The organism is Actinotalea ferrariae CF5-4 (assembly GCF_000603945.1).
In the GTDB taxonomy this organism is placed as follows: Bacteria; Actinomycetota; Actinomycetes; order Actinomycetales; family Cellulomonadaceae; genus Actinotalea; species Actinotalea ferrariae.
Genome location: NZ_AXCW01000258.1, coordinates 1 through 5721 on the forward strand (window position 1 = coordinate 1; position 5721 = coordinate 5721).

Annotated in this window: 8 protein-coding genes; 4 read left to right on the plus strand and 4 right to left on the minus strand. The window is 74.4% G+C overall.

Annotation, left to right across the window (positions count from 1 at the left end):
* From N866_RS15800 to N866_RS15815, 4 genes are all read right to left on the minus strand, one after another.
* The coding region (locus N866_RS15800; RefSeq protein ID WP_034228115.1) for an NAD(P)/FAD-dependent oxidoreductase at window positions 1–713 on the minus strand (713 nt) is incomplete at its 3' end.
* A 130-nt stretch (window positions 714–843) separates the two neighbouring features.
* Window positions 844–1449, minus strand: a complete 606-nt coding sequence (locus N866_RS15805; protein WP_034228117.1) for a class I SAM-dependent methyltransferase — start codon at window positions 1447–1449, stop codon at window positions 844–846.
* Between the two features lie 2 nt (window positions 1450–1451).
* Window positions 1452–1715, minus strand: a complete 264-nt coding sequence (locus N866_RS15810; protein ID WP_034228126.1) for a metal-sensitive transcriptional regulator — start codon at window positions 1713–1715, stop codon at window positions 1452–1454.
* Between the two features lie 14 nt (window positions 1716–1729).
* Complete coding sequence (locus tag N866_RS15815) at window positions 1730–2080, minus strand: rhodanese-like domain-containing protein (protein WP_052023147.1); 351 nt, start codon at window positions 2078–2080, stop codon at window positions 1730–1732.
* A 111-nt stretch (window positions 2081–2191) separates the two neighbouring features.
* Here N866_RS15815 and nadC point away from each other — a divergent pair, with 111 nt between their 5' ends.
* From nadC to N866_RS15835, 4 genes are all read left to right on the plus strand, one after another.
* Entirely contained in the window at window positions 2192–3103 is a 912-nt protein-coding gene (gene nadC / locus N866_RS15820; protein WP_173406172.1) for a carboxylating nicotinate-nucleotide diphosphorylase, read from the plus strand.
* 138 nt (window positions 3104–3241) lie between these two features.
* Entirely contained in the window at window positions 3242–4702 is a 1461-nt protein-coding gene (gene lysS, locus N866_RS15825) for a lysine--tRNA ligase (protein WP_081802726.1), read from the plus strand.
* 19 nt (window positions 4703–4721) lie between these two features.
* The gene (locus N866_RS15830) at window positions 4722–4904 is read left to right on the plus strand and encodes a hypothetical protein (RefSeq protein ID WP_034228123.1); all 183 of its coding nucleotides are present in this window, start codon (window positions 4722–4724) and stop codon (window positions 4902–4904) included.
* Window positions 4905–5084: 180 nt separating this feature from the next.
* Window positions 5085–5414, plus strand: coding sequence for a histone-like nucleoid-structuring protein Lsr2 (locus N866_RS15835; protein WP_034228124.1), 330 nt, complete (start codon window positions 5085–5087; stop codon window positions 5412–5414).
* Window positions 5415–5721: the final 307 nt, after the last annotated feature.

Sequence of the window (5721 nt, forward strand, 5' to 3'; positions counted from 1 at the left end):
CCGGCGTCGAGGGCGCCGTCCTGGACGTCGACCTCGTCGGCCACGGGACCGGTCGCGGTCACGCGCTCGGCGGCGACCCCGACGCGGGTCCGGACGCCGTGCGCCCGCAGCTCGGCGTCGAGCAGGCCGGCCAGCTCGGCGTCCAGGGGTGGCAGGACGTGCGGCGCGAGGTCCACGAGGTCCACCTCCAGGCCGCGTTCCCGCAGCGCCTCGGCGGCCTCGAGCCCGATGAACCCCGCCCCCAGGACGACGGCGCGGCGGGCGCCCGCGGCGACGAGCTCCCGGACCCGGTCCGCGTCCGGCACGGTGCGCAGCGTCTGCACCTGGGGCAGGTCGAGGCCCTCGATCGGGGGGCGGACGGCCGTGGCCCCGGGGGCGAGCACCAGGGCGTCGTAGTCGAGCGTCAGGGGGCCGTCGTCCGGGCCGCCGAGGCGTCGCGCGTGGACGCGGCGCCGTTCCCGGTCGATGCCCGTCACCTCGTGGCGCAGCCGCACGTCGAGGTCGAGCGCGGCGGCGAGCGACTCCGGCGTCTGCAGGAGGAGCGCCGAGCGCTCGGGGATCTCGTCGCCGACGTGGTACGGCAGGCCGCAGTTGGCGAAGGAGACGAACTCCCCACGCTCGAGCACGACGATCTCCGCGTCCTCGCTGAGCCGCCGCGCCCGGGCCGCGGCGCTCATGCCCCCCGCGACGCCGCCGACGATGACGATCTTCATGGTGCTGTCCTCGCTCTGAGTGGTCCGTCGATGGTGCGCACGGCGTCGGGCGACATCCGAACTATACCCCTGGGGGTATAGCGCCGAGGGCAGGAGCCCAGGGGCGGGAGCCGGGCGGAGGGCGCCGGGGTCAGGCGACCGGTCGCCGGGCCAGGACGACGGCGTCCAGCGCCGGCCGGTCGGCGCCGGCGACCGCGCGCTCGCGGACGGCAGCGTCCCGGATCTCGAGGCCGGCTGCGCGCGCGGCCGTGGCGACGTCGTCGGTGGTCCACAGCACGGCCGGGTCCTGCGGGCCGCCGGTGCCCCCGGCCAGGTTGCTCCGGTCGTGCCCGACGAGGACGGCGGTGCCGCCCGGCCCCACGTGGGCGCAGGCGGCGGCGAGGGCGGCCCCGAGGGCCTGGACGGGCAGCTGGAGGTAGGCGACGACGACGAGGTCGACCGGCCCGGGCGGCAGGGGGTCGGCGAGCACGTCTGCGACGTGCCAGCGGGTGCGGGACGCGACGCCCTGCTCGCGGGCGAGGTCGGCGCCGCGCTGCATCGCGACCGTGGAGAAGTCGACGGCGTCCACGTCCCAGCCCAGGCGTGCCAGCCAGAGCGTGTGCCGGCCGTCGCCCGCGGCGACGTCGAGCGCCCGGCCGGGCGGGAGGTCGACGACCGCCTCGCGGACGAACACGTTGGGCTCGCTGCCCCACAGGTCTGCGGCGCGGTAGCGCTCGTCCCAGGTCCTGCTGTCCACGGTCAGGCGAGGGACAGGAAGAGCTTCTGCAGCTTGGCGCGGTTGACCTCGGCGGCGTCGCCGCCCTCGAGGAGGCACTGCTCGAGGCCGGTGGCGATGATCGCGAAACCGGCGCGGTCCAGGGCCTTGGAGGCGGCCGAGAGCTGGGTGACCACGTCGGCGCAGTCCGCCCCGGACTCCAGCATCTTGATGACGCCGTTGAGCTGCCCGTTCGCACGGCGCAGGCGGTTGATGACCGCGGTCATGTCCTCCGGGTCGAGCTGCATCGCGGGGTCCTCCGTCATCTCGTCACCGGCCCGCCGGCGGTCCGCCACGCGGCGAGCCCGCCGGAGAGGCTGGTGGCACGGTACCCCGCCGCGCGCAGCTGTGCGGCGGCGCCCCGGGAACGCATCCCGGAGGCGCACATGACGACCACGGGGGCGTCCCGCGGCAGGCGGCGCGCGTCGGTCGCGAGCCGGCCGAGCGGGACGTGCCGGGCCTGCGGCGCATGACCGCTGCGCCACTCGTCCTTCTCGCGCACGTCGACGAGCACGGCGCCCTGCGCCAGGAGGTCGAGCGCCTGGTCGGCCCGGACGGACCTGGGCAGGGCGTCGGGATCGCGGCGGAGGAGGCGGTCCAGGAAGCCGGGCATGGGCAGGGTCCTCTCGTGGGGCGCCCGCCGGGCAGCGGACGATGCTCCAGAGCATACCCCCAGGGGTATCGATACGGGAGGGGTGGGCGCTTCCTCCCCTACCGTGTGCCGGTGGACACGCAGCCTGCAGACCCCGGCCCCGCCCTCGACCCGGCCTGGACCACCCGTGCCGTCCGCGTCGCGCTGGACGAGGACCTGGGGCCGGCGCCCGGGCGCGACGTGACCACGCAGGCGACGGTCGACCCGGGCGAGAGCGGCGTCGCCCACCTCGTTGCGCGGGCCGACGGCGTCCTCGCCGGGCTGCCGGTCGTGGCCGAGGTCCTCGGACAGGTCGCCGGGCGCCTCGGGCTCCCCGTCCCGGAGGTCGAGGTCCGGGTCGACGACGGCGCCCGTGTCGCCCGGGGCGACGTCCTCGCGGTGCTGCGCGGCCCGGTCCAGGTGCTGCTCGTGGGGGAGCGGACGCTCCTGAACCTCACCAGCCGCGCCTCGGGCGTGGCGACCCACACCCGCCGCTGGGCGGACGCGCTCGCGGGGACCGGCGCCCAGGTCCTCGACACCCGCAAGACGACGCCCGGCCTGCGCGAGCTGGAGAAGTACGCGGTGCGCTGCGGCGGCGGGACCAACAAGCGGATGGGCCTCTACGACGTCGCGATGGTCAAGGACAACCACGTGGTCGCCGCGGGCTCCGTGGCCGGCGCGGTCGAGGCCGTGCGGCGCCGCTTCCCCGACGTCGCGGTCCAGGTCGAGGCGGACACCCTGGAGCAGGCGGTCGAGGCGCTCGACGTCGGGGCCGACTTCCTCCTGCTGGACAACATGCCCACGGCGCTGCTGCGGGAGGTCGTCCGAGTGGTGCGGGCACGCGACGGCGGTGACCGGGTCGAGCTCGAGGCGACCGGGAACCTCACCCTCGACCGGGCGGCCGAGGTCGCCGCGACCGGGGTCGACTTCCTCTCGGTCGGGGCGCTGACCCACTCCTCGCCGATCCTCGACCTGGCGCTCGACCTCGTCGAGCGCCAGGTCTGACCGGGCTCGAGCCCGTCCCGCCCGGCCCCGGCGGACGCCGAGCCGCGGGGGAGGGGTGCGGACGCCCGCCGGTAAACTCGCGCGGTGACCACGGCCGAGAACACCCCCGTCCAGACCGAGGACGACCTCCCCGAGCAGATGCGCGTGCGGCGGGAGAAGCGCGAACGGATGCTGGCCGAGGGGCGCGAGGCCTTCCCGGTCGGTGTCCCGGTCACGCACACGGTCGCGCAGGTGCGCGCCGAGCACGGCGACCTCGAGGCGGGTCAGGAGACCGACGTCGTCGTCGGCGTCGCGGGCCGTGTCATGTACCTGCGCAACACCGGCAAGCTCTGCTTCGCCACGATCCAGGACGGCGAGGGCAACCGGCTCCAGGTCATGCTGAGCCAGGCCGTCGTCGGCGAGGGGTCGCTGGACACCTTCAAGGCCGACGTCGACCTGGGTGACCACCTCTTCGCCCACGGCCGGGTGATCTCCTCCCGGCGCGGCGAGCTGAGCGTCTTCGCCGACGAGTGGCGCCTCGCGGCCAAGTCGCTGCGGCCGCTGCCGGTGCTGCACAAGGACCTCTCGGAGGAGGGGAGGGTCCGGCAGCGCTACGTCGACCTCATCGTCCGCCCGGCCGCCCGGGACGCCGTGCGGCTGCGCGCCGCCGTCGTGCGCTCGCTGCGCGAGAACTTCCACCGCCGCGGGTACGTGGAGGTGGAGACCCCGATGCTCCAGACGCAGCACGGCGGGGCGAGCGCGCGGCCTTTCACGACGCACATGAACGCCTTCGACATGGAGCTCTTCCTGCGTATCGCCCCGGAGCTGTTCCTCAAGCGCGCCGTCGTCGGTGGGGTGGAACGCGTCTTCGAGATCAACCGCAACTTCCGGAACGAGGGCGCGGACTCCACGCACTCCCCGGAGTTCGCCATGCTGGAGGCCTACGAGGCCTATGGCGACTACGTCACGATGGCGGCACTGACCCAGGACCTGGTGCAGACCGCCGCGCGTGACGCGCTCGGCACCACGACCATCTCGCTGCCCGACGGCACGGAGTACGAGCTGGGCGGCGACTGGGCATTCCTGAGCCTGTACGAGTCGCTGTCCGAGGCCCTCGGCGAGGAGATCACGCCGCAGGCGCCGGTGGACCGGCTCATGGCGCTGGTGGAGCGTTTCGACCTGCAGGTCGACCCGAAGAAGATGAACCACGGCAAGCTCGTCGAGGAGCTCTGGGAGCACCACGTCGGGAACGCGCTCCAGGCGCCCACGTTCGTGCGCGACTTCCCGGTCGACACCAGCCCGCTCGTGCGCGACCACCGGTCGATCCCCGGCGCGGTGGAGAAGTGGGACCTCTACGTCCGCGGCTTCGAGCTCGCGACCGGCTACTCCGAGCTGGTGGACCCGGTCGTCCAGCGGCAGCGGTTCGAGGCGCAGGCCCGGCTGGCCGCGGTCGGCGACGACGAGGCGATGCCCCTGGACGAGGACTTCCTCACCGCGATGGAGCACGCCATGCCGCCGTCGGGGGGGATCGGGATGGGTGTGGACCGGCTCCTCATGGCCCTGACGGGCCTGGGCATCCGCGAGACGATCCTCTTCCCGCTGGTGAAGCCGCTCTCCTGACCGGACGTACCATCGACGCGTGGACGGACTCTGGCAGGTGCTCGCGGCGCTGATCCCGTCGATCGGGGTGGGCCTGGTGTTCTGGTTCGTCATGCGTGCGGTCATCCACGCGGACCGTCGTGAGCGCCAGGCGGTCGCGCGCCTGGAGGCGCAGCAGCGCGCGCAGTCGCCCGACCAGGGCGCCGGCGTCGGCGACCGCTGACCGCATTTCCCGCGGGTCCGGCCGCCGCCGCGGACGCGTTTCCTTTCCCTCGCACGCCGCAGCCCTTTCCGCCACCTCCGGCGGGAATGGGTCGGTGGCGCCATTCGATTCCCTTTCCGGGGAATTTCGCAGTATCGTTCGAGCGTCAGTCAACCGGTACGCCCGAAGGAAGTTGAACCCATGGCTCAGAAGAATGTCGTCATGCTCATCGACGACCTCGACGGCGGCGACGCCGACGAGACCGTCTCGTTCTCGCTCGACGGCGTCTCCTACGAGATCGACCTCAATGCCGAGAACGCGGCGAAGCTGCGTGACTCCTTCGCCTCCTGGGTCGGCCACGGCCGCCGCGTCGGTGGTCGGACGCGCAGCACCGGCCGTCGTCCGGCGCGTTCCGCGGGCGGGGGCGGGAACAGCACGGAGATCCGCGAGTGGGCCCGCTCCAACGGCTACACGGTGAGCGACCGCGGTCGCATCCCGGCCGAGGTGAAGGCGGCGTTCGACAACCGCTGACGGCTCGTCGCGTCGAGCACGGCTCGTCGCGGTCCAGCACGGCACGAGGCCCCGTCCCTGCGGACGGGGCCTCGTCGCGTCCTGGAGCGGGCGCGGGCAACCCTCCCGCTGCGGCGGCCGGGCACAGGTCCGCGGACGGCCCCTGGTGCTCGGCAGGCCGTCCGCGGACCGATCGGGGGGCGGCGTCAGCCGGCCGGACGGGTGGCCGTCAGCTCGCGCACCGCTGCGTACTGCTCGCGCACGTGGGGCGCCGCGGGTCCGGCGACCACCTCCGTGCCGGACGCCGCCCAGCGCGGCGCCTCGGCGG